Here is a 21,877-nt window from a genome sequence, read left to right as displayed (position 1 = left end):
CGCCGCATCCGCCACCGCCGGATCGGGGTCGTCGCACAGGCCCTGCGCCACCCCGCGCAGCGTCGCGTCCCCCGAATTGCCGATCGCATAAAGCACGTTGCGCACGAACCGGTCGCGCCCGATCCGCTTGATCGGCGAGCCCGAGAACAGCGCCCGGAACCCGGCATCGTCCAGCCGCGCCAGCTCGGCCAGTTTCGGTGCTTGCAGCTCCGCGCGCGCGGCATAGCGCAGATCGCTAGCCGCCACCGCAAACTTGTTCCACGGGCAGACCGCCAGGCAATCGTCGCAGCCATAGATCCGGTTGCCCATCCTGGCCCGCAGCGCCTCCTCCACCGGCCCCTTATGCTCGATGGTCAGGTAGGAGATGCAGCGCCGCGCATCCAGCCGGTAGGGCGCCGGAAAGGCATCGGTGGGACAGATGTCCAGGCAGGCGCGGCAACTGCCGCAATGATCCTGCTCGGCCATGTCCGCCGGCAGGTCCAGCGTGGTAAAGACCGATCCCAGAAAGGCCCAGTTGCCCCAGTCCCGGCTGAGCAGGTTGGTGTGCTTGCCCTGCCAGCCCAGCCCCGCCGCCTGGCCCAGCGCCTTTTCCGGCACCGGCGCGGTATCGACAAAAACCTTCACCTCGCCGCCCGCCTCGGCAATCAGCCAGCGCGCCAGCCGCTTCAGCCGCTTCTTGACCAGATCGTGGTAATCGCGGTTCTGCGCATAGACCGAAATCGCTCCCCGGTCGCGCCGGTCCAGCACCTCCAGCGGGTCGCGCTCGGGCGCATAGCTTTCGGCCAGCATGATGACCGAACGCGCCTCGGGCCACAGCTGCGCCGGGTCGCCGCGCCAGTGGCTGCGCTCGGCCAGCCAGCCCATCTGGCCGTGAAACCCCGCCGCCAGGAAGGCCTGCAGCCGCGCCGCCACCTGCGGCACGTCCCAGGGGCGGCAGATCCGGCAGGAAACAAAGCCCTCGGCCAGCGCCTGCTCGACCAGCCGTGCCTTCAGCGCCGCGCCCATGGCGCTTCTCTTGTCAGAAACGCCCGGGCGGACGCGCCGCAGGCAGGGGGTTCAGAAATCCAGGTCGGCATAATGTGGCGGCGGCCGAAAGCCGGGGATCTGGTCGGCCAGGATCGAGCGGAAGGCCGGGCGCGACTTGATCTTGGCATACCAGTCCTTCACCGCGGCCGAGCGGTTCCAATCCACGTCCGAGATATAGTCCAGCGCCGACAGATGCGCCGCGGCGGTGAAATCGGCCAGCGTCATGACGTCGCCCGCCAGCCAGCGGCGATGATCCAGCAGCCAGGCCATGTAATCCAGGTGGAACTTGATCGCCTTGGCGCCCGCCTTGACATTGCGGCTGTCGGGATAGCCCTGGCCCATCACCTTCTTGTTGACCCGCTCGTAAAGCAGTTTCGAGGTCACCTCGTTGTGGAACTTGTCGTCGAACCAGCCGACCAGCCGGCGTACCTCGTATCTGGCATCGGCCTGCTTCGGCATCAGCGACGGTTCGGGCCGGGTCTCTTCGATATATTCGCAGATCGCCGCGCTTTCGGCCATGGTCTTGCCGTCCAGCTTCAGCACCGGCACTTTCGCCGCCGGGTTGCGGCGCAGGAAATCCGGATCGGCCTCCCAATACCGCTCCTCGACAAGTTCAACCTCGATCTTTTTCTCCGCCAGGCTCAACCGCACCTTGCGGCAGAACGGGGATAGCGGGACGTGAAACAGGCGCGCCATAACTGCTCTTTTCTGTGATTAGCGTCACAGGAATGCCTGTTCGGGGCGGATATTTCAATCCTCGAAACAGGCGGCACGGCCATCGGCGCGGATGGTCGCCGCGCCATCGGCAATCGACGCCGCGCGGCGCCGGACCCCGGCCGAGGGGTTGGCAGCCGAGCGGCTGCGCGGCGCGGGCAGCACCGCGGCGATGCGCGCCGCCTGCTGCGGGCTCAGCTTGTCGGGGGTCACCCCGAAATACTCCTGCGCCGCCGCGCCCACGCCGAACACGCCCTCGCCCATCTCGGCCACGTTCAGATAAACCTCGACGATGCGCCGCTTCGACCAGACCGCCTCGACCGCCGGGGTGATCGCCGCTTCCAGCGCCTTACGGATCCAGGACCGGCCCTGCCACAGGAACACGTTTTTCACCACTTGCTGGCTGATCGTCGAACCGCCGCGCTGGCCGCCCGCCTCCAGGGCGGCGCGGATCGCCTCGATGTCGAACCCCCAGTGCAGGCAGAAATTGGCATCCTCCGCCGCCACCACCGACCGTGCCATCACCGGCGCGATCTGCTCGATCGCCACCCAGTCGCGCTCGACCGCGCCCAGGCGGCGCTGCTCGGCCCAGATCGTGTGGGTGATCGGCGGGTTGATCGCCGCGAACAGCAGCACCAGCGCCAGCGTCAGCACCACCAGCACGGTGGCGCTGCGCAGCAGCAGGAACAGGACGAAACGGATCGGCCGGAACGGCTTGCGCTTGTCCGCCTTCGCCGTTTTCCGGCCCCGCTTGTTGCTGGTCCTGCCCGCCGCCTTCGCCATGGCGGCACTCTACAGCCGCCGCATCGCCCCCGCATCCCGAAATCGCCGCCCCGGCCGGCGCCGCGGCGCCCCGGCAACAGCCGGCCACACGCGGCACGCGTCAGGCGATGGCCAGGAACTCGCGGAGCGCCTGGGCCACCAGGTCCGGCCGCTCCATCGGGGCCAGATGGCCGGTGGGCAACTCGGCATATCTGGCACCGTTGATCGAGGCCGCAAGCGCGCGGGAATGCGCGGGCGGCACCATGTGATCATGCGCGCAGCCGATCACCAGGGTCGAGGCGCTGATCTTGTCGCCCGCATCGCTGACATCCAGCGACAGGTCGACCATGACCTGCCGTGCCATGCCCGCCCAATCCTGCGTCTGGACGGTGTCGCGCACCGCCTGCTCCACCCCCTCGAATCCCCAGGACGACAGCGCGTCCGGGCTGAAACCGGTCAGCAGGACCAGCCTGGCCATCGCCGCGCGATCCGAGGCGATCAAGTCGCGCCAAAGTTCGAATTGCAATTTCAGCCGCGCGTCCAGCCGGGCGAAACCCGAGATCAGCACAAGCTTGCTGACCCGCGCGGGCTGATCCGCCGCGATCCGGGCGGCCACGGCAGCGCCCAGTGAAAAGCCGACAAGCGTGGCGCTGTCGATTCCGGCATGATCCATCGCGGCCAGGACCTGGCCGGCAAAAACTTCGACCGTCAATGCGCGCCCGTCATCCTCGGTTGCGCCGGAGCCGGTGTAATCCGGCCGCAGAACCGTGAAATCCTGCGACAGGTCCTGCGTGACACCCTCCCAGTTTGCGGCACCATCGCCGCCGGTTCCGTGCACGAGCACCAGGGCCGGGCCCTTCCCCTCCCTGCGATAGCCGACCCTAAGACCTTCAAATGTGGTGAAATGCATGCGCAACTCCTTTCCTGTGTTGAGTTGCGCCGAGGCATAAACCCTGACAGTGTTGTCAGGGTCAAGCAGGTTCGGGAGCCGAAATGCAAATTGGTGAACTGTCGCGGCGAACCGGGGTCTCGGTGCGCATGTTGCGCTATTACGAAGACGAAGGTCTGCTGACACCGGCGCGTCGGGCTTCGGGATATCGCGATTTTGGCGCAGAAGATGAAAAGATCGTCCGCGCGATCCGCCAGCTCAGTGCCGCGGGGCTAAAGCTCGACTTTATCCGCCAGTTTCTGCCCTGCCTGCGCAGCGAAGGCCCGATCCTGCATCCCTGCCCGGACCTGATGGCGGCGATGGAACGGCAGATGCAGGCGCTTGACGACCAGATCCGGCAATATGGCGAAAGCCGCGCCATGCTGGCGGGCTATTATGCCGAGATGCGCGACCATCTGCAGACCACCTAGTCTTGCAGCCCGATCGCGGTGATCGCATGCGGACAGTCCGGTTGTCACCACCGCGTGACGCCGCCCGGCCTCATGCGGCCGAGCCGCGCCGGGCGCGCGTCTGACCGACCCGCACGTCCGCGCGGATCGGCACCCTCCCCCTGCCGGGGGAGGGTCACAAGACGCCCGGCGCCTATTCCGCCAGCAGCGCGCCCTCTTCCAGGCTCAGCGGCGCAGGCAGATGCACCAGCATCTCTTTCGGGCAAACCTGCACGAAATTGGCCCGTTCCAGGTCCCAGTGCTGAAGAATATCGGCCGCGCGGCGGCTGCCGGTCTCTTTCTCGTGGCGCTCGATCAGGTCCTGCAGCTGCATTTCCCAATGCGGCACCGTGACCGGGCAGGTCACCAGCGTTTCCTTGTTCATCAGCGTTTCGGACAGGCCGTCCGGGTCATAGAGATAGGCCATGCCGCCGGTCATGCCGGCACCGAAATTGGCGCCGATCTCACCCAGGATCACCGCGACGCCGCCGGTCATGTATTCACAGCCGTTCGACCCGCAGCCCTCGATCACCACCTTGGCGCCCGAGTTGCGCACGGCAAACCGCTCGCCCGCCCGGCCGGCGGCAAACAGATAGCCGTCGGTGGCGCCATACAGCACGGTATTGCCGATGATGGTGTTTTCATGCGCCACCAGCGGGCTGGCCATCGGCGGGCGCACCACGATGGTGCCGCCCGACAGGCCCTTGCCGACATAGTCATTGGCATCGCCCGACACTTCCAGCTTCAGCCCCGGCGCCGCGAAGGCGCCCAGGCTCTGCCCGGCCGAGCCCTGCAGCTTGACCGTCAGGTGATCGGTCTGGAAGGCGTTGCGCATGCCGAAATTGCGCACGATATGGCTCGACGTGCGGGTGCCCACGGTGCGGTGGGTGTTCTGCACCGCATAGGACAGCTGCATCTTCTCGCCATCCTTCAGGAACCGCGCCGCGTCGCGCACGATCTCGGCATCCAGCGTGTCGGGCACCGCGTTCCGCTCCTTGTCGCGGTCATACTTGATCTTGGACGAGCCATCGACGGTGATCAGCAGCGGGTTCAGGTCCAGGTCGTCAAGATGCGCCGAACCCCGGCTGACCTGCGCCAGCAGGTCGGCGCGGCCGATCACCTCGTCCAGGCTACGCGCGCCGATCGAGGCCAGGATCTCGCGCACCTCGGTGGCGTAGAAGGTGATTAGGTTCACCACCTTGTCGGCATTGCCGGTGAACTTCATCCGCAGGCTTTCATCCTGCGTGCACACGCCCACCGGGCAGGTGTTGGACTGGCACTGGCGCACCATGATGCAGCCCATCGCGATCAGCGCGGCGGTGCCGATGCCGAACTCCTCGGCCCCCATCATCGCAGCCATCACGATGTCCCTGCCGGTGCGCAGCCCGCCATCGGTGCGCAAAGTCACCCGGCCGCGCAGGTGGTTCATCGCCAGCACCTGATGCGCCTCGGTCAGCCCCATCTCCCAGGGCAGACCGGCATATTTGATCGAGGTCGCCGGCGACGCCCCGGTGCCGCCATTATGGCCCGAGATCAGGATCACGTCGGCCTTGGCCTTGGCGACCCCGGCGGCGATGGTGCCGACGCCCGAGGACGCCACCAGCTTGACCGTCACCTTGGCGCGCGGGTTGATCTGTTTCAGGTCATAGATCAGCTGCGCCAGGTCCTCGATGCTGTAGATATCGTGATGCGGCGGCGGGCTGATCAGCGTCACCCCCTTGGTCGAATGCCGCAGCCGCGCGATCAGGTCGGTCACCTTCATGCCCGGCAACTGGCCGCCCTCACCCGGCTTGGCGCCCTGCGCCACCTTGATCTCCAGCTCTTCGCACTGGTTCAGGTATTCCGCCGTCACGCCAAACCGGCCGCTCGCCACCTGTTTGATCTTGGCCGAGGGGTTGTCGCCATTCGGCTCGGGGTGGAAATGCGCCGGATCCTCGCCGCCTTCGCCCGAATCCGACTTGGCGCCGATGCGGTTCATCGCCACGTTCAGCGTCTTATGCGCCTCGGGGCTCAGCGCGCCCAGGCTCATGCCCGGCGTGACAAAGCGCTTGCGGATCGAGGTGATAGATTCCACCTCCTCGATCGGCACCGGCTTGCCCAGCGGCTTGACGTCCAGCAGGTCGCGCAGATGGATCGGCGGATTCGCCTGCATCTTCTTCGAATACTGCTTCCACAGCTCGTAAGACGCCTTGTTGCAGGCCATCTGCAGCATATGCATCGAGGTCGCTTCCCAGGCATGGGTCTCGCCGCTGGCGCGCGCCTTGTAGAAGCCGCCGATCGGCAGCACGTCCAGACCGGATTTCCAGCCCTTGTGATGCACCTCCTCGGCCTTGTGCTGAATGCCGCTGACGCCGATGCCGCTGATCCGGCTGGTCATGCCGGGGAAGTAATCGGCACACATCGCCCGGCTCAGGCCCACCGCCTCGAAGTTCAGACCGCCGCGATAGGAGGAAATCACCGAGATCCCCATCTTCGCCATGATCTTCAGCAGCCCCTGGTCGATCGCCTCGCGATAACGCGCCACCGCCTCGGTCAGCGGCCCGTCCAGCAGCCCGCGCTCGATCCGGTCGGCCAGCGAATCCTCGGCCAGATAGGGGTTCACGATGGTCGCGCCGCAGGAAATCAGCACCGCGAAGTAATGCGGATCGATACATTCCGCCGACCGCACCAGCAGCGAACAGAAGGTGCGCAACCCGTTGCGGATCAGGTGGCTGTGCACCGCGCTGGTGGCCAGGATCATCGGCATCGCCACTTTGTCCGGCCCGGAATAATGATCGGTCAGCACGATATGCCCAGCGCCCGAACGCACCGCGTCCTCGGCCTCGGAGCGGATCCGGCGCAGCGCCGCGTGCAGCGCCCGTTCACCCGGCTGGAAGGTACAGTCGATCTCGACCAGCGGCGCGTTGAACTCCTTGGCCAGCTCGTCATATTGCGCGTTGCCGACAAACGGGCTTTCCAGCACGATGATCTCGGTCTGGCTGCTGTCCTCGTCCAGCACGTTCTTCAGGTTGCCGAACCGCGTCTTCAGGCTCATCACCCGGTATTCCCGCAACGAGTCGATCGGCGGGTTGGTCACCTGGGAAAAGTTCTGGCGGAAGAAATGGCTTAGCGGCCGGTACTGTTTCGACAGCACCGCGCTGGGCGTATCGTCGCCCATGCTGGCCAGCGCCTCCTTGCCGTCCTCGGCCATCGGCGCCAGCAGCTGCTCCAGTTCCTCAACGGAATAACCCGCCGCGATCTGGCGCTGGCGCAGTTCCTTGCCGGTAAACAGCGCCCGCTCGGTCACGCCGCTCAGCGACACGTCGGCATCGTTGATCTTGCCGACCCATTCGCCAAAGGGCTGCGAGGCGGCCAGCTGATCCTTGATCTCGGTGTCGTGGTACAGCTTGCCATCCTTCATATCGACCGCCAGCAGCTGGCCAGGGCCCAGCGCGCCCTTTTCCACCACCGTCGATTCCTTGACCGGCACCATCCCGGCCTCCGAGCCGGCAATCAGCAGCCCGTCGCCCGTCACCACATAGCGCATCGGGCGCAGACCGTTGCGGTCCAGCCCGGCGCAGACCCAGCGCCCGTCGGTCATCGCCAGCGCCGCGGGGCCGTCCCAGGGTTCCATCACCGAGTTGCAATAGGAATACATGTCGCGCCAGGCCTGCGGCAGTTCCACCGCCTGTTTCGACCAGCTTTCCGGCACCAGCATGGTTTTCGCCATCGGCGCGTTGCGCCCGGCCCGCACCAGCACCTCGAACACCGCGTCCAAGGCTGCCGAATCCGACGAGCCGCTGGCGATGATCGGCTTGATATCCTCGGCCATGTCTCCGAACGTGGCCGAGGCCATGCGGATCTCGTGGCTCTTCATCCAGTTCACATTGCCCTTCAGCGTGTTGATCTCGCCGTTATGGGCCAGCATCCGGAACGGCTGGGCCAGCCACCATTGCGGGAAGGTGTTGGTGGAATAGCGCTGGTGATAGATCGCAAAGGCGCTTTCGAACCGCTCGTCCAGCAGGTCGGGATAAAACTCGGCCACCTGCTCGGCCAGCATCATCCCCTTGTAGATGATCGACCGGCAGCTCAGGCTGGCCAGGTACAGCTCGCCGATGCCCTGCGCCGCCGCCGCCTTCTCGATCCGGCGGCGGATGACATACAGCTCGCGCTCGAAGGTTTCCTCGTCCACGCCCTTGGCATTCGAAATCAGGATCTGCTCGATCTCGGGCCGCGTCGCATTGGCCTTTTCACCCAGGCAGTCGACATTCACCGGAACGTGGCGCCAGCCATAGATGTAATGGCCCATGCGCAGCACTTCGGATTCCACGATGGTCCGGCAGGTCTCCTGCGCGCCGAAATCGGTGCGCGGCAGAAACACCTGGCCCACCGCGATCAATTCGTTCTTGCGCGGCTTGTGGCCGGTGCGTTCGATCTGGTCATAGAAAAACGGCACCGGGATCTGCACGTGAATGCCCGCACCGTCCCCGGTCTTGCCATCGGCATCCACCGCGCCGCGGTGCCAGATCGCCTTCAGCGCCTTGATGCCGGCCTCGACCACCTTGCGGCTTTTCTGCCCGCTGACCGACACCACCAGGCCGACGCCGCACGAGGAATGCTCGGTCTCCTCGGTGTACAGGCTGTTTTCTGCCATCCACTTGCGCTTGGCCGCTTCGGCACGGGCCCAGTTTTCGTCATAGACGGTCATGGCATTTCTCCTTCACGAACAAACGGATTGGATTTCTCATATTCTGCGCGGCTGACCCGCTGCGGTGCCCCGGCAAAGTCCCAGCCGTCCGGCGCGCGGTCGGCATAGACAATGCGGGTCAGCCGGGCGCCGCCGGCATTGGCAAACAGGCCGGGCACGAATTCATAGTCCTTGCCATCGTCGCGCAGCCACAGGGCCGATCCGCAGCGGTCGCACCAGGCGCGCTCGGAAAAGGACGACGACCGGTAGGTCTTGACCGGCCCGCTGACCGTGACACTGTCGGCCGGCGCGTCGATACACATCATCGCCGACCCGCTCCAGCGTGTGCAGAGGTCGCAGAAACAGGCGCTGATCTCGTCGGCCAGTTGCGCCGAGACCGTGACCGCGCCGCACAGGCAGCGCCCGTGTTGCAGCGCCGCGCTCATGGCGCGCCCTCGATGCCGATCTTCTCCAGGATCTGCTTGCGGGTCATCCGCAGGCGCTCACCGGCATAGGCATAGGCGTGGGGCTTGTGGTCGATATAGATCTCGCTGTCCATTTCGAGGCCCGACAGGTCATCCAGCAAACCGACCGGGATCTCGTAATTCGCGCTCATCGGACCATCCAGGGTCACGTGATAATACAGCCCCGTCCCGCAACGCTGGCACCAGGCGCGCTCGGCCCAGTCCGAACTTTGCAGCGTGCGGATATGCGCCTCGCCCTGCCACTCGACTGATGCCACCGGCACGGTGATCCCCAACAGCGCCGAACCGGTCCAGCGCCGGCACATCTCGCAATGGCAGGCCCCGAAAGTGTCGGGCACGTCCCGCGCGGAAAAGCGTACCGCGCCGCACATGCATTGGCCCGTCCGCGTGCTCATGTCAGGCACTCCTGACTGGTCAGGCGCGGGTGATCACCCGCCAGCGCATAGCTCTCGGGCTTGGTCTCGATGCAGATTTCCTTGGCCAGGCGCAGGCCCGACTTGTCATCCAAGGTGCCGAAACCGATGGAATAGCCCGGCGACACCTCCGCCGGATCGGTCGAGCGATACCACAGGTTCGAGCCGCATATGCCGCAGAAACTGCGCGCCGCCCGGTCGGAAGACCGATAGGTGCGCACATGTTCGGCGCCGGTGATCTCGATGTCGTCCGCCGGCACGGTGAACGCCATGTTCACCCCGCCGGACACCCGCTGGCACATGGTGCAATGGCAGACGCCGAACGCATCCGGCGTTTCGCGCAGTGTGTATCTCACCGCGCCGCACAGGCATTTTCCGGTCCGATCCGTCATCGCCGTCCTATCCCCACGGGACAAGGTTTCATTAACCGCGATTCGTCATTTGGGAATCGCTCTTCGAATTCAGAAAGTTACGCGATGTCCCAGCGGGGACATCCGCAAGTTATTCCGCCGCCACCGCGGCCTTGCCGTCGAACTCGTTCAGGATCGCCGCAGCACAATCGCGCCCGTCCCGGATCGCCCAGACCACCAGCGAGGCGCCGCGCACGATATCGCCCACCGCGTAGACCCCCGGCAAATCGGTCTGCCCGGTGGTGAACTCGGCCCGAATGGTGCCCCAGCGGGTCACCGTCAGCTCGGGCTGGTCCCACAGCGTCGGCAGTTCCTCGGGCTCGAAGCCCAGCGCCTTGATCACCAGGTCGGCTTCCTCGACGTAATCCGCGCCCTCGATCACCTCGGGCGACTGCCGCCCGCTGGCATCCGGTGCGCCCAGGCGCATCTTCTGCACCATCACGCCGCTGACCTTGTCGTCCTTGCCGCTGACAAAGCCTTTCGGCGCCGACAGCCAAACAAATTCCACGCCCTCTTCCTCGGCATTGGCCACCTCGCGCTGCGAACCGGGCATGTTGGCCCGGTCGCGCCGATACAGGCATTTCACGCTCTCCGCGCCCTGCCGGATCGAGGTGCGGACGCAGTCCATCGCGGTGTCACCGCCGCCGATCACCACCACCCGCTTGCCCGCCGCGTTCAGCCGGCCGCTTTCGAATGCCTCGACGGTGTCGCCAAAGCTCTTGCGGTTGCTCGCGGTCAGGAACTCGATCGCCTTCTCGATGCCCTCGGCACCGCTGCCCGGCCCGCCCAGATCGCGCGATTTATAGACACCGGTGGCGATGATCACCGCGTCATGTTTCTGGCGCAGCTCCTCAAAGCCGATATCCTCGCCCACGGTGCAGTTCAGCACGAAGGTGACGCCGCCCGCTTCCAGCTGCTGGTTGCGGCGCATCACCACGTCCTTTTCCAGCTTGAAACCGGGGATGCCATAGGTCAGCAGCCCGCCGGCGCGGTCATAGCGGTCATAAACCGTCACCTGCACCCCGGCCCGACGCAGCATATCCGCCGCCGCCAGCCCGCCGGGCCCGGCGCCGATGATGCCAACGCTTTCGCTGCGCTCCTGCGCCGGCGCCGCCGGTGTGACCCAGCCGTTTTCCCAGGCGGTATCGGTGATGTATTTCTCGACCGAGCCGATGGTCACGGTGCCGTGCCCCGACTGCTCGATCACGCAATTGCCCTCGCACAGCCGGTCCTGCGGACAGATCCGGCCGCAGATCTCGGGGAAGGTATTGGTGGCCTGGCTGACCTCGTAGGCCTCTTTCAACCGCCCGGTGGCGGTCAGGTGCAGCCAATCGGGAATGTTGTTCTGCAGCGGGCAATGGCTCTGGCAATAGGGCACGCCACACTGGCTGCACCGGCTCGCCTGCTCTTGCGCCTTGGCCGCGGCATATTCGGCATAAATTTCGTGAAAGTCGCCACGGCGCTCCTCGGCATCCCGTTTCTGCGGCATGTCGCGTTCGATCTTTACAAACTTGAGCATCGGCTGTTTGGCCACGGGTCAGTCTCCGGCAAAATCTGGCTTGGGACCTTTTATGAGAGGTGAAACCAAATTAAAAGTCAGTAATGCTGACATAAAATGCACTTTTCCGCAGCCAGCAGCGCCCCGAACGTCAAAATTTACGAAAATTTAGGTATCGAACCGGACCTATTTGCCCGCTTTCCATTTTGTCCCGGCAATTTATACATGATTCCCGACACCTCTCCAAAAACAGGCGCCTGTCCCGAATGCCGCTTTTCCAACTGATCCTGGTCGCCGTGATCCAGGGCGTGACCGAATTTCTGCCGATCTCCTCCTCGGGCCATCTGATTCTGCTGCCGGGGCTGACCGGGATGGCGGATCAGGGCCAGGTGATCGACGTGGCGGTGCATGTCGGCACGCTGGGCGCGGTGATCCTGTATTTCTGGCGCGATGTGAAACTAGGGCTGGCCGGTCTGCCGCGGCTGGCCACCGGCCGCGCCGATACCCCGGGCGCGCGGCTGGCGCTGCAGCTGGTCATCGCCACCATTCCGGTGATCATCATCGGCGCGGTGCTCAGCCTCACCGGTCTCAGCGACCAGCTGCGCTCGGTCGCGGTGATCGGCTGGACCATGCTGATCTTCGGCGTGGTGCTGTACTGGGCCGACCAGACCGGCGCCGAAACCAAAACCGCCGCGGACTGGACCCTGCGCGATGCGCTGGTCATGGGGCTGTGGCAGGCGGTGGCGCTGATCCCCGGCACCTCGCGCTCGGGCATCACCATCACCGCCGGGCGGCAGCTGGGCTATGGCCGCGAGGGCGCGGCCAAGCTGGCGATGCTGATGTCGATTCCCACCATCGCCGCCTCGGGGCTGTTGCTGGGCGCCGAGGTGGCGATGGAGGCCGATGCCGCCGTTGCCCGCGACGCCGGCATTGCCGCTGCGCTGGCCTTCGTGTCGGCGCTGGTGGCGCTGATGCTGATGATGCGCCTGCTGCGCAGCGTCAGCTTCACGCCCTACGTGATCTACCGGGTGATCCTGGGCGTCGTCCTGCTGATCTACGCCTATAGCTGACCCGGGCGGGAAATTCCGTCGACGGAATTTCCCAAAAGCCGTCCACGGCTTTTCGTTCTCCCAACCACCCCGGCAATGCGGGCGGGTCAAATTCCATGGATGGAATTTGTAAAAAGCGATCGATCGCTTTTGCGCCGAGCTGCGATCAGATGCGCAGATTCCGGGCCGAGGCCTTGATCTCGTCATATTGCCCAGAGGGGCGGAAGCGCCACAGGTATTCCGGCAGCACCGACCCCAGCGCCACCGGGCTGATGCCCAGGTCAGCCAGGCCCTTGGCATCGGGGCTCACCACGTTGTCATGGCGCAGGTTGGCCACCTGGTCGCGCGTCAGCATGGTGTTGGTGATCAGGCCCAGCGTCACGAACTGCACCAGGTCCAGCCCCATCGCCATTAGGCGCGCCGCCCAGAAGGGCAGCCCGACGATCAGCCGGCGGCGGTGAATCACCTGCAGCATCCGTTGCATCAGCTCGCGGAAGGTGGCCACCTCGGGGCCGCCGAGCTCGTAGATCCCCGGCGCCGCCGTGCCCAGCACGCCCTTGACCGCCGCCTGCGCCACATCGTCGACATAGACCGGCTGAAACCGCGTCTGGGCCCCCACCACCGGCAGCACTGGCCCCATCCGGGTCATCCCGGCGAACCGGTTGAAGAACTGGTCTTCGGGGCCGAAGATGATCGACGGGCGCAGGATCACCGCATCGGGCCGGTGCTCCAGCACCGCGGCCTCGCCCTCGGCCTTGGTCCGGGCATAGTCGCTGGCCGCCTCGGCATCGGCGCCCAGCGCCGAGAGATGCACCAGATGCGCCACGCCCTGTGCGGCGGCGATCCGCGCCACCCGGCCGGCGCCCTCGGCCTGGATCGCGTCAAATCCGTTGGCCCCCGATTCGGTCAGGATGCCGACGCAATTGACCACCGCATCGGCGCCGGTCATCACCTGCGCCACCGAGGCGTCGTCGCGGATGTTGCAGAAGACCGGCTCGACCTGGCCAACCACGCCATAGGGGCGCACGAACACCGCCTCGTTCGGCCGCCGCACCGCAACGCGCACGCGCCAACCTTCCTTGGCCAGGCGCCGCGCGACATAGCGGCCAACAAAGCCCGAACCGCCATAGATCGTGACCAGCTTGGACATTCCCACGCTCCTATTTTGCAGGCCCTAAGGGTCTAGCGCCCTGCACCCGCCCGAACAAGCCGCAATTTGCCCCACCCCGCCGTAGAACGGCGCAGACAAACAATCGATCAACTGGGCAGAAAATCCGTTTGACACCCCCCGCATGTGGGCTTAAACGCACGGCTCACGACACCTGCCCAGGTGGCGGAATTGGTAGACGCGCTAGCTTCAGGTGCTAGTGTCCGTATGGACGTGGAGGTTCGAGTCCTCTCCTGGGCACCATTCATCCGACAAACACATCTTTGCAGCAGATTCGGTCGCTTCTACCGGCCCGATCCCCTGCTAAATCCCCCTGGTGCATGTCGCCAGCGTGCTTTGAAAGCCAGCACCTCGGGTAGAGGATTGCTCTCCTACTTGCGCGACACTGCCGACCACGACAGCGCCGCCAAGCGGTGACGTTCGTCCGGAACGCATTCGAACCACCGCCAGTGCATTCTTTTTGGCTTTGGGCCGTGTCCGTTGGCGGTTCCGGGGCCCTGTCATGTTTCCTTCAAGCCCTTCCGAACCCACCGGACACAACACGCCATTGGACGTTCGGGCCAGTTATCGCCGTTTTGCCGGCTTGAACCTGCGGCGCGCCGCCAGGAGTCCAATTCCGCCCATCAACAGCAAGCCGCTCGCGGGCAGCGGCACTTCGGTGACGTTGATCAACTGCCACGAACCTGGAACCTGGGACTCCCATGTGGTGTAATCGATATTCCAGATAGAAAAGCGGTCGCCTTGATCGGTAACCCACGCGCCCTGGCTGGTATAATCGCCATCGGCTTTGATATCCCAACTCACAATCTTCGTTCCAGAGAATTGGAAAGAAACCTCCTTGTACTTGTTGTTCCACGTATCGAACCAGCCGTTGGGGTTTGGGTGTTCCTGGTATCCCTTGACCGATCGATATTTGCCCGCTGTTGGTTCTATGTAAAACAGCGGTCCGCTGCTCTCCGCATACCACCAATTGCGCGCGAAATCGCCTAGAACGCCACCGGGCAGATGCGCCGCATTAATCCTGATGTCGATGAAATATGGTCCGCGTGTGGTTGGCGTGGGCGGCGGGTTTTGCCCCATGTACTTCACCCGGTAGTCACGGTCCCAGTCTTCAGTCAGAAAAAGTTCAGGTCCGGTATATCTGTAATGATAAATCGAAGCATTGGCCGTGCCGGCGCACAGCAAAAGAAGTGCGAGAATGTATCGCATGTGAAGCCCCCCCTAATTGGCGAGCGTCAGTCTATCTCGATTCGTGAAAATTACCTAAGCTGTTAAGCACCTACCGCTTTGCAGGTCATGGCGACAACGCATCTCTTGCGTCCAATCAATCCGCGCTCTTGCAGCGCGCAGAACCACGGGCCAACCTGTGTTGCGGTGGCCGTTCAGCGCCTTGGCGGCGTCCCTGTGGATGAGAATGATTTCGCCGTTTCTTGCGCCGTCGCCGTACCGCTTCGACCCGGCACAGAGCGCCCCTCTGGGTCGGGGCACCGGTGGCCCAAGGCACGGGTGCCTGCAATCACTCTGGAAGCTGAAAGTTGCGCCCGCCCGTCATGCTCATTGCCCCGGCAGGAAGGCTGAGCCCGGATCGCCCGGCGGGGTTGGTCAGCGGCCTTCCGGTTCGAAGTAATTGGCGTTGTTCGACGATATGCGCTCGATGGTTTCATCCAGACGCGACAGGTGCAGTATGCCGGCGGCAACGGCCCGTTCCGCATCATGCGCCTTGACCGCCTCGGCGATGGCACGGTGGTCCTCCACCAGTTCGGGCATGCGGGATTCCTTGGCCAGGCCCAACACGCACAGACGATCCACCTTGGACTTCTCGGCCGTGATCACATCAAAGGCAAAATCGACCTGGGCAATCTCGCAAAGCGTCCTGTGGAACTCGTAGTCGAGGGCGCCGAAGGCATCGAAATCGCCGGCCTCCAAGACGGCCTGCTGCCGCTCCAGCGCGGCATCCAGCTGCGCCGCATTCTCCGCGTCGCACAGCTTGGCAGCGCGGCGCAGCACCTCCATTTCAACCGAGGCGCGGACAAAGCGCGACTTCTCGATCTCTCGCATGGAAAAGCGCTTGACCTCGGTGGCGCGCTGCGGACGGATCAGCAGCAGATCGATATTGGCCAGCCGGCTGAACGCGTCGCGCACCGGCTGGCGTGACACACCGAACCGGGCGGCGATATCGGCTTCTGAAATCTTGTCACCCGGGCGCAGGCGCAGGTCACTGATTTCCTCGTAAAGGAAATCGAAGATGTCATCGACGCTTGTTCGTCGATCCCCAAATTGTGCCGGCTGCACCATCGCTTTTCTCCTGCAACGGCATCCATCCGCGGGCGCCGCGCAAGCCATGCGGCGCATCATGCGAATTTGACGCGCTAGGCTTGATAACACGCGGTTCTGATGGTTGACCACTAAAATTTAGACTAGTACACCAGATAATTTACTAGTATCCCAGATCAAGCCATCTCGAATCGGCCCCCGGAACCAAGGTGTCACGGGAAGACGATGCGGAAAGTGGGAGGGGATGTCTGGCATTGTTCTAATAGGACCCGTACAGACCTGCGGCCCACTCACGGTGTCGGCGGGATCGATCCGCTGGACCGGCAAAACCAGTTTGTGGCGCGAGTCGGATGGTCCGGCTGTGGCGCACTCGGGACGCAGCGCAGGGTCGCCGGGCCGGTGGCGACGGCGATATGCCGGAATACTCTGGCTGCGTTGTGACACCGGCAAACGACGACGACAAAACTGAAACCCAAAAGCAAGTGGTTGCGAACGATGAAACTCAAAGGAAAAACAGCAATTGTCACCGGCGGCGGCCGCGACATCGGGAGCGCCTGCGCGATCAAGCTGGCGTCCGAGGGCGCCAATCTGGTGATCAACTATTTCGCCAGCAGCACCGGGGCCGAGGCCACCGTCGCCAAGATTGAACAGCAGGGCGGCAAGGCGATTGCCGTTCAGGGCGATCTGAACAAACCCGAAGATGTCGAGGCGCTGGTGTCCAAAGCGGTCGAAACCTTTGGCGGTGTCGATATTCTGGTGAACAACGCCGGCGGTCTGATCGCCCGCAAGACCATTGCGGAAATGTCGCTGGAACATTGGCAGGCGGTGATGGATCTGAACCTGACCAGCACCTTCCTGATGATCAAAGCCTGCCTGCCGCACATGACCAAGGGCGCGATCGTCAATCTGGCCAGCCAGGCGGGCCGCGATGGTGGCGGCGCCGGTGCGGTCGCCTATGGCACATCGAAAGGCGCGGTCATGACCATGACGCGCGGATTGGCCAAGGAACTGGGCCCCGATATCCGCGTGAACGCGCTGTGCCCCGGCATGATCGACACCGACTTTCACAACATCCACACCCCGGATGCCGGTCGCCGCGGGCTTGAGGCCGCCGCGCCGCTGAAACGGCAAGGCACCTCCGAGGATACCGCCAATCTGGTGGCTTTCCTGGCCTCGGACGATGCCGCCTACATCACTGGGGCAAATGTCGACATCAATGGCGGGATGCTGTTCTCGTAACGCCCGCAACCCTGACCGGAGCCCTATCATGCGCGTACTCGCGATTGGCGAATGCATGGCCGAAATGGCCCCGGGCACCCAGCCGGACGAATTCCGGCTGGGCTTTGCCGGAGACACCTTCAACACGGCGTGGTATCTGGCGATGCTGTCGTCGAAGGCGGAGGTGTCGTATTTCACGGCAGTCGGGGATGATGCACTGTCAACCCGCATGGTTCAGGTGATCGCCGATGGCGGTATCGACACCCGCCATATCCAGATGCTGCCGGGCAAGTCTGTCGGGCTGTACATGATTTCCCTCGACAATGGCGAGCGCAGTTTCTCGTACTGGCGCGGTCAATCCGCCGCGCGCCTTCTGGCGCGGGACGCCAGCGCGCTGGATGCGGCCATTGCCAGCGCCGAACTGGTCTATGTCTCGGGGATCACATTGGCCATTCTGGACGCGCAGGGCCGCGCCACCCTGCTCGGCGCCATGCAGAACGCGCGCAGGGCCGGCAAACGGGTGGCGTTTGATCCCAACCTGCGCGTTCACCTCTGGGACAGCCCTGCCCAGATGACGGAAACCATCATGCACGCCGCCGCCTGTTGCGACATTGCCTTGCCCTCCTTTGAGGACGAAGCGCGCTGGTTCGGTGACAGCGATGCCGAGGCCACACTTGAACGCTATTCCAAGGCGGGCGCCGGCACCGTCATTGTCAAGAATGGCTCGGACCCGGTGCTTTACCGCGACGCCGGGACCGACGGATCGGTCTCGGTTCGCCCTCTGACTTCTGTTGTGGATACCACCGCCGCAGGGGACAGCTTTAACGCCGCGATTTTTGCCGGGCTAGCCGCTGAACTGCCGATCAATACCTCTATCGAACAGGCTTGCAGCCTGGCCGGTCAGGTCGTGCAGGGCAAAGGGGCGTTGGTCCCGATCAGCCTGGAATTTCTGGACCAGCTTGCCTGACCCTGCCCGAAACGGGGAATCGACCGTTCCGCACCAGAACCTGTCGATGCGGTGTTCTTGGGCGCCGCAAATTTTCACCCTTAAACAACGGCCAGCACCGCGGGCCCTGCCCGGCTTCTGAACAGGTGCGGCGATCCCATGGTGTTGGCGATGGCGATTCCTGATCTGGACGGCGCGGATCAATTCGCATCACAATCGGAAATCCGCCCGGCACTCTGCCCGATACCCGGGCCGCATGCGAAGGAACCGCCATCATGCCCATCGAAATCACCTGCGTTGCCCCCACACGATCCGCTATTGGCGAAGGGGCGGTCTGGGATGTTGGCGACCAAAGACTGTGGTGGGTGGATATCCCGCATGGCCTGATCCATCGCTTCGACCCGGAAACCGGCGCCAACGACACCTTTGACTTTGGCGAACCGGTGGGCTGTATCGCCCGTCGCGAAAAGGGCGGCCTGGTCATCGCGGCCAAGTCCGGCTTTTGGTTCTTTGATCCCGAAAACGGCGCGCGCGAACATATCGGCGATCCAGAGGCACACCTGCCCGAGAGCCGCTTTAACGACGGCGGAACCGATCCGCAGGGGCGTTTCTGGGCCGGGACAATGAAGGACATGGGCACCCCGGAACCCTGCGGCGCCTTCTACCGGCTGGATACGAACCTGTCCGTTTCGAAGTGGAAAGACGGGTTCTGGACGACCAACGGTCTGGCTTTCTCGCCCGACGGCTCGCGCATGTATCTGTCGGACAGCAACCCGAAGGTACGGACGATCTGGGCCTGCGACTATGACGGCGATACAGGAACACCGGGCGAGCCGGAGCTGTTTTTTGATACAAGGCAGGCCAAAGGGCGCCCCGATGGAGGTACGGTGGATGCCGATGGCTGCTATTGGCAGGCCGCGATCGAGGGCTGGTGCCTGCGTCGGTTCTCGCCAAAAGGCGAGATCTTGGAGACAGTGGAGGTGCCGGTCGAAAAACCGACCAAACCGATGTTCGGCGGCAAAAACCTCGACATCCTGTTCTTCACCTCGCTGGGGCAGTCTGTCACGCAGCGCGAGGCGCAGCCCGAGGCAGGCAGCCTGTTCGCGATTACCGGTCTGGGCATCAAGGGTGTGCCGCAGGCCCGGTTCAAGGGCTAGGCCCGTCCGCGGGGCGTGGCGGCAACTGCGCCGGGTCTGAACGCCAAAAGCGTGCCGCACTCTCTTTCAAGCCGCCGCGCAGGTTGCCGCTCGTCAGATGGTGTCCGGGAGGCCCGGCTATTCGAAATAGTCCGGGTGGGTCTCGTGAATGAGTTCGATCGTTGCATCCAATCGGGTGAGGTGACGCCGGATGGTGTGTCGCGCCTTGTCCAAATCGCCCGATCCGATGCAATCGGCCAGGTCACGGTGATCGGCCAGAACCGCTGCGGCCTCTTGGTCCCGGGCCAGCCCGAGCATACACAGCCGGTCGACCTTCTGCTTGCACCCCTGGACCGCTTCGAATGCCAGTGGCTTGCCGCTGAGTTCGCAGATCAGGCGATGGAATTCATAGTCCAACGCGTGGAATCTTGGCATGTCTCCCGCTTCTTTGGCCTGTTTTTGCCGATTCAGGTTTTCCTCGAGGATGGCCTGATTTTCGCGTGACCAGGTCTCGCAGGCACAGCGGACCACCTCCAACTCGACCGACAGCCGCACGAAGCGAGCATGCGCGATGCGCTCCATCGAAAAACCGCGCACCTGCGTTGCTTTCTGCGGGCGGATGAGCAGCAATTCCTCGTTCCCCAACCGGGTAAACGCCTTGCGCACGGGTTGTCGGGAAACACCGAATCGCCGGCCAACTTCGGATTCGGACAGTTTGGTGCCAGGCAGAACTTTGAGCGACACGATCTCTTCGTGCAATTTCTCATAGACGTCGTCGGTGGTTGTGCGCCGGACTCGGGGCTCTAAGGGTTCTTGCATCTGGCTCATGTCTGGCGTTGCCTTTTCTTTTTATTATCCGGCAGTTGAAAACAATCTCCGGCAGATACGCATCCAGGCAGAGCGGCCGATGAGCCATTGTTCGGATCCTCTCACGCTGAACCGTTTACGAAAATCCGGCCAGGATGGCGGCTTCATAGTGCTAACATACTGGGATCCTAGAAGTCTACTATTGACTAAACTTGGATACTAGTGTCCCTTGCTTGTCAGCAACGAATCCGGGCTTGGGGTTTGTGCCATGCGTAGTGGCCGCCGTCTCTTCAGGTCTCCGAGCGCCGGGAGCTGTTGCATAGACACACGGGAGGAACCCAATGAGCTTTGACATTTCCAAATCAATTTTCGCCGCAGCCACGGCGTTTACCCTGGTTGCCGGCTCGGCCGCGGCTGAGAACTGGCGCGCGTGGAACATCCACCACGATGGCCACCCCAATACCGCTGCGATGGATCGTTTCGCTGAACTGGTCGCCGAGAAAACGGATGGCGAAGTGACGGTCGATGTGTTCCACGGCGGCGTTCTGGGCTCGCAGCCCGACGCTCTGGAGCAGGTCCGCATCGGCGCGATCGAAGTCGGCAACTTCAACCTTGGCCCGATTGGCCCGATGGTGAAAGAAGCCAACCTGGTTTCCCTGCCGTTCATCTTCAAAAGCGTGCCGCACATGTTCCGCGTTCTCGAAGGCGAAGCAGGTGACATCATCGCCGACGCCATGGGCGAAGCCGGTTTGCTGCCGATTGCCTGGATCGACGCCGGGGCGCGTTCGTTCTATGCGCAAAAGGCGATCAGCACGCCTGCAGATGTTGAGGGCCTGAAAATCCGCGTCATGAACAATGACCTGTACACGGCGATGATTTCGGCCATGGGCGGCAACCCTTCACCGATGGCGTTCTCGGAAGTGCAGCAGGCGCTGAAGACCGGCGTCGTGGACGGTGCGGAGAACAACTTCCCGTCGTTCAAGAACGTGGGCCACTACGAGGTGACCAGCCACTATTCGCTGTCAGAACACCTGATCATTCCCGAATGCATCTGCGTGAACACCACCAAGTTCAACGCGCTTTCGCCCGAGCTGCAAAGCGCGGTGCGCGCCGCGGCTGAAGAAGCCGCCCTGTACCAGCGCGAGCTGTGGGCCGTCGATTCTGACAAGGCGCGGGCGGATGTCGAAGCCGCTGGCATCGTTGTTACCGAGATCGCCGACAAGTCCCCGTTCCAGGCCGCAATGACATCGGTCTACGACGAGTACCTTGCCGCCAATCCGGACATGAAAACGCTGGTGGAACTGGCTCAATCGACCGAGTGATCTCGCGTCGCAACAACAACTGAACGCTCGGCGCCACTCGGGTTCCGAGCGTTTCATCAAAGGGGGGAGATTATGCGAGATACCACTGTACCTCCGGCATTTCTGCGGGCGATGGACTGGGTCTATGACCTGATCGCCAAGCTTTGTCTGTTCCTGGCCGGTCTGTCGCTGGTCGTGATGACAGCGATCTTTGCCTGGCTGGTTTTCGGCCGCTACGTCCTGAACGACACGCCGACCTGGGTGGAACAGGTATCTCTGCTCCTGGTCATGGTGATTGCGTTTCTGGGTGCGGCGGTCGGCGTGCATCAAGACCACCACCTGTCGGTGGTCCTGTTTCGGGCCTTGGTGCCCGACTGGGTGCGCACCGTCTTTGTCTTCGCAACCGATCTGCTTCTGGCGACCTTCGGCGCCATGATGTTCTGGTACGGCACCGAATTGACGATTTTCAAATGGAAGACGCTGATCCCGCTGATCCAGTGGTCCGAGGGGCTGCGTTCGCTGCCGCTGACCATCTGCGGGGCGCTGGTTTTCCTGTTCTCTGTCGGCCACCTGATCCGCCTGGTCCTGGGGCGTGACGCACGCCAAGACCACATAGAAGGTTAAGAA

The 21,877-nt window shown here is 63.7% G+C and carries 20 protein-coding genes and 1 tRNA gene; 8 read left to right on the top strand and 13 right to left on the bottom strand.

Annotated elements, in window-relative coordinates:
* The 4 genes from queG to CVM52_RS05380 form a co-directional block, all read right to left on the bottom strand.
* The coding region (queG, locus tag CVM52_RS05395; protein ID WP_100161523.1) for a tRNA epoxyqueuosine(34) reductase QueG at positions 1–1,005 on the bottom strand (1,005 nt) is incomplete at its 3' end.
* Positions 1,006–1,056: 51 nt separating this feature from the next.
* Positions 1,057–1,722 (bottom strand): FtsZ-binding protein FzlA, encoded by a 666-nt coding sequence (fzlA, locus tag CVM52_RS05390; RefSeq protein ID WP_100161522.1) that lies wholly within the window; start codon positions 1,720–1,722, stop codon positions 1,057–1,059.
* A 54-nt stretch (positions 1,723–1,776) separates the two neighbouring features.
* On the bottom strand, positions 1,777–2,523 hold the full coding sequence (gene mtgA, locus CVM52_RS05385; RefSeq protein WP_100161521.1) for a monofunctional biosynthetic peptidoglycan transglycosylase: 747 nt from the start codon (positions 2,521–2,523) through the stop codon (positions 1,777–1,779).
* Positions 2,524–2,623: 100 nt separating this feature from the next.
* On the bottom strand, positions 2,624–3,412 hold the full coding sequence (locus CVM52_RS05380) for an alpha/beta fold hydrolase (protein ID WP_100161520.1): 789 nt from the start codon (positions 3,410–3,412) through the stop codon (positions 2,624–2,626).
* Positions 3,413–3,495: 83 nt separating this feature from the next.
* On the opposite strand from CVM52_RS05380, the gene CVM52_RS05375 reads away from it, so the two are divergent.
* Entirely contained in the window at positions 3,496–3,861 is a 366-nt protein-coding gene (locus tag CVM52_RS05375) for a MerR family transcriptional regulator (RefSeq protein WP_100161519.1), read from the top strand.
* Positions 3,862–4,033: 172 nt separating this feature from the next.
* Here the strand turns inward: CVM52_RS05375 and gltB are convergent, their stop codons facing one another.
* From gltB to CVM52_RS05350, 5 genes are all read right to left on the bottom strand, one after another.
* A complete protein-coding gene (gene gltB, locus CVM52_RS05370; RefSeq protein ID WP_100161518.1) occupies positions 4,034–8,566 on the bottom strand; it encodes a glutamate synthase large subunit in 4,533 nt (1,510 codons plus the stop codon).
* A complete protein-coding gene (locus CVM52_RS05365) occupies positions 8,563–8,991 on the bottom strand; it encodes a GFA family protein (protein ID WP_100161517.1) in 429 nt (142 codons plus the stop codon). Before CVM52_RS05365 ends, gltB begins: the two co-directional genes overlap by 4 nt.
* Positions 8,988–9,425: a GFA family protein gene (locus CVM52_RS05360; RefSeq protein ID WP_240620869.1), complete on the bottom strand. Its 438-nt coding sequence runs from the start codon at positions 9,423–9,425 to the stop codon at positions 8,988–8,990. Before CVM52_RS05360 ends, CVM52_RS05365 begins: the two co-directional genes overlap by 4 nt.
* A complete protein-coding gene (locus tag CVM52_RS05355; RefSeq protein ID WP_100161515.1) occupies positions 9,422–9,835 on the bottom strand; it encodes a GFA family protein in 414 nt (137 codons plus the stop codon). Before CVM52_RS05355 ends, CVM52_RS05360 begins: the two co-directional genes overlap by 4 nt.
* A gap of 109 nt (positions 9,836–9,944) precedes the next feature.
* Positions 9,945–11,387 carry an NAD(P)-dependent oxidoreductase gene (locus CVM52_RS05350; RefSeq protein WP_100161514.1) on the bottom strand — a complete coding sequence of 481 codons (1,443 nt, stop codon included), beginning with the start codon at positions 11,385–11,387 and terminating at the stop codon, positions 9,945–9,947.
* 230 nt (positions 11,388–11,617) lie between these two features.
* Between CVM52_RS05350 and CVM52_RS05345 the strand changes: the two genes are divergently transcribed.
* The gene (locus tag CVM52_RS05345) at positions 11,618–12,421 is read left to right on the top strand and encodes an undecaprenyl-diphosphate phosphatase (RefSeq protein ID WP_100161513.1); all 804 of its coding nucleotides are present in this window, start codon (positions 11,618–11,620) and stop codon (positions 12,419–12,421) included.
* A gap of 145 nt (positions 12,422–12,566) precedes the next feature.
* Here CVM52_RS05345 and CVM52_RS05340 read toward each other — a convergent pair whose 3' ends face one another.
* Positions 12,567–13,550 carry a complex I NDUFA9 subunit family protein gene (locus CVM52_RS05340; RefSeq protein ID WP_100161512.1) on the bottom strand — a complete coding sequence of 328 codons (984 nt, stop codon included), beginning with the start codon at positions 13,548–13,550 and terminating at the stop codon, positions 12,567–12,569.
* 174 nt (positions 13,551–13,724) lie between these two features.
* On the opposite strand from CVM52_RS05340, the gene CVM52_RS05335 reads away from it, so the two are divergent.
* Positions 13,725–13,811: transfer RNA gene (locus CVM52_RS05335), tRNA-Leu, on the top strand.
* A 321-nt stretch (positions 13,812–14,132) separates the two neighbouring features.
* On the opposite strand, the gene CVM52_RS05330 is transcribed toward CVM52_RS05335, so the two are convergent.
* On the bottom strand, positions 14,133–14,777 hold the full coding sequence (locus tag CVM52_RS05330; RefSeq protein WP_133119791.1) for a hypothetical protein: 645 nt from the start codon (positions 14,775–14,777) through the stop codon (positions 14,133–14,135).
* A 393-nt stretch (positions 14,778–15,170) separates the two neighbouring features.
* Complete coding sequence (locus CVM52_RS05325) at positions 15,171–15,863, bottom strand: GntR family transcriptional regulator (RefSeq protein WP_100161510.1); 693 nt, start codon at positions 15,861–15,863, stop codon at positions 15,171–15,173.
* 474 nt (positions 15,864–16,337) lie between these two features.
* Between CVM52_RS05325 and CVM52_RS05320 the strand changes: the two genes are divergently transcribed.
* From CVM52_RS05320 to CVM52_RS05310, 3 genes are all read left to right on the top strand, one after another.
* Positions 16,338–17,081, top strand: a complete 744-nt coding sequence (locus tag CVM52_RS05320; RefSeq protein WP_100161509.1) for an SDR family NAD(P)-dependent oxidoreductase — start codon at positions 16,338–16,340, stop codon at positions 17,079–17,081.
* Between the two features lie 28 nt (positions 17,082–17,109).
* Complete coding sequence (locus tag CVM52_RS05315) at positions 17,110–18,027, top strand: sugar kinase (RefSeq protein WP_100161508.1); 918 nt, start codon at positions 17,110–17,112, stop codon at positions 18,025–18,027.
* A gap of 254 nt (positions 18,028–18,281) precedes the next feature.
* Positions 18,282–19,163, top strand: coding sequence for an SMP-30/gluconolactonase/LRE family protein (locus tag CVM52_RS05310; protein WP_100161507.1), 882 nt, complete (start codon positions 18,282–18,284; stop codon positions 19,161–19,163).
* Between the two features lie 117 nt (positions 19,164–19,280).
* Here CVM52_RS05310 and CVM52_RS05305 read toward each other — a convergent pair whose 3' ends face one another.
* The gene (locus tag CVM52_RS05305; protein WP_100161506.1) at positions 19,281–19,970 is read right to left on the bottom strand and encodes a GntR family transcriptional regulator; all 690 of its coding nucleotides are present in this window, start codon (positions 19,968–19,970) and stop codon (positions 19,281–19,283) included.
* A gap of 320 nt (positions 19,971–20,290) precedes the next feature.
* Between CVM52_RS05305 and CVM52_RS05300 the strand changes: the two genes are divergently transcribed.
* Entirely contained in the window at positions 20,291–21,271 is a 981-nt protein-coding gene (locus tag CVM52_RS05300) for a TRAP transporter substrate-binding protein (RefSeq protein WP_100161505.1), read from the top strand.
* Between the two features lie 72 nt (positions 21,272–21,343).
* Positions 21,344–21,874 (top strand): TRAP transporter small permease, encoded by a 531-nt coding sequence (locus CVM52_RS05295; RefSeq protein WP_100161504.1) that lies wholly within the window; start codon positions 21,344–21,346, stop codon positions 21,872–21,874.
* Positions 21,875–21,877 lie beyond the last annotated feature (3 nt).

The organism is Pseudooceanicola lipolyticus, from assembly GCF_002786325.1.
Lineage (GTDB): Bacteria > Pseudomonadota > Alphaproteobacteria > Rhodobacterales > Rhodobacteraceae > Pseudooceanicola_C > Pseudooceanicola_C lipolyticus.
This window is presented reverse-complemented; position numbering and strand designations above follow the sequence as displayed.

What these genes read in the sequence shown, in the direction of transcription:
- fzlA (WP_100161522.1), bottom strand. Translation starts at nt 1,722, where the DNA reads ATGGCGCGCCTGTTTCACGTCCCGCTATCCCCGTTCTGCCGCAAGGTG.
- mtgA (WP_100161521.1), bottom strand. Translation starts at nt 2,523, where the DNA reads ATGGCGAAGGCGGCGGGCAGGACCAGCAACAAGCGGGGCCGGAAAACG.
- CVM52_RS05380 (WP_100161520.1), bottom strand. Translation starts at nt 3,412, where the DNA reads ATGCATTTCACCACATTTGAAGGTCTTAGGGTCGGCTATCGCAGGGAG.
- CVM52_RS05375 (WP_100161519.1), top strand. Translation starts at nt 3,496, where the DNA reads ATGCAAATTGGTGAACTGTCGCGGCGAACCGGGGTCTCGGTGCGCATG.
- gltB (WP_100161518.1), bottom strand. Translation starts at nt 8,566, where the DNA reads ATGACCGTCTATGACGAAAACTGGGCCCGTGCCGAAGCGGCCAAGCGC.
- CVM52_RS05365 (WP_100161517.1), bottom strand. Translation starts at nt 8,991, where the DNA reads ATGAGCGCGGCGCTGCAACACGGGCGCTGCCTGTGCGGCGCGGTCACG.
- CVM52_RS05360 (WP_240620869.1), bottom strand. Translation starts at nt 9,425, where the DNA reads ATGAGCACGCGGACGGGCCAATGCATGTGCGGCGCGGTACGCTTTTCC.
- CVM52_RS05355 (WP_100161515.1), bottom strand. Translation starts at nt 9,835, where the DNA reads ATGACGGATCGGACCGGAAAATGCCTGTGCGGCGCGGTGAGATACACA.
- CVM52_RS05345 (WP_100161513.1), top strand. Translation starts at nt 11,618, where the DNA reads ATGCCGCTTTTCCAACTGATCCTGGTCGCCGTGATCCAGGGCGTGACC.
- CVM52_RS05340 (WP_100161512.1), bottom strand. Translation starts at nt 13,550, where the DNA reads ATGTCCAAGCTGGTCACGATCTATGGCGGTTCGGGCTTTGTTGGCCGC.
- CVM52_RS05330 (WP_133119791.1), bottom strand. Translation starts at nt 14,777, where the DNA reads ATGCGATACATTCTCGCACTTCTTTTGCTGTGCGCCGGCACGGCCAAT.
- CVM52_RS05325 (WP_100161510.1), bottom strand. Translation starts at nt 15,863, where the DNA reads ATGGTGCAGCCGGCACAATTTGGGGATCGACGAACAAGCGTCGATGAC.
- CVM52_RS05320 (WP_100161509.1), top strand. Translation starts at nt 16,338, where the DNA reads ATGAAACTCAAAGGAAAAACAGCAATTGTCACCGGCGGCGGCCGCGAC.
- CVM52_RS05315 (WP_100161508.1), top strand. Translation starts at nt 17,110, where the DNA reads ATGCGCGTACTCGCGATTGGCGAATGCATGGCCGAAATGGCCCCGGGC.
- CVM52_RS05310 (WP_100161507.1), top strand. Translation starts at nt 18,282, where the DNA reads ATGCCCATCGAAATCACCTGCGTTGCCCCCACACGATCCGCTATTGGC.
- CVM52_RS05305 (WP_100161506.1), bottom strand. Translation starts at nt 19,970, where the DNA reads ATGAGCCAGATGCAAGAACCCTTAGAGCCCCGAGTCCGGCGCACAACC.
- CVM52_RS05300 (WP_100161505.1), top strand. Translation starts at nt 20,291, where the DNA reads ATGAGCTTTGACATTTCCAAATCAATTTTCGCCGCAGCCACGGCGTTT.
- CVM52_RS05295 (WP_100161504.1), top strand. Translation starts at nt 21,344, where the DNA reads ATGCGAGATACCACTGTACCTCCGGCATTTCTGCGGGCGATGGACTGG.